The 367-nt window shown below is 72.5% G+C and carries 1 protein-coding gene; it reads left to right on the top strand.

What is annotated here, in order from left to right:
• Nucleotides 1-175: 175 nt before the first annotated feature.
• On the top strand, nt 176-367 hold a 192-nt coding region (locus tag H926_RS35120; RefSeq protein ID WP_237741128.1), incomplete at its 3' end, for a hypothetical protein.

The raw sequence follows: 367 nt of genomic DNA, 5'->3' as shown, positions 1-367 counted from the left end.
GCGCGCCGACGCCACCCCATGGTGGACCCAGGCGGGTGACCCGGTGCTGGCTCAGGTCATTGCCCAGGGCCTGGCGCATGATGCGCGCCTCGCCTGCGATGCCTGGCAGTTGCAGGCGCAGGCCGATCGCCTCGCGGCGCGGCGCCGTCATCTTGGCGGACGGCTTACCGGCTTAATGGCCACAGAGCGCGTGGCCGATGGCGTGGCACCCGGCGTCTATGCCCATGCCGCGCTGGTCAATCGCCGCGCTGCCGCCATGGCCGAGGCCTATCTTGCCGTGCGCCTGGCCCAGGCGCGCCTGGCCGCAAGGCGCAGCGCTGTCGCGCCTTGGCAGGACAACACCGAAATCGCCCGCTTCCGCCGCGAG

This window comes from Novosphingobium sp. B-7, assembly GCF_000410615.1.
Lineage (GTDB): Bacteria > Pseudomonadota > Alphaproteobacteria > Sphingomonadales > Sphingomonadaceae > Novosphingobium > Novosphingobium capsulatum.
The sequence above is the reverse complement of the archived record's forward strand: the minus strand, read 5'-3'. Positions and strand labels throughout refer to the sequence as shown.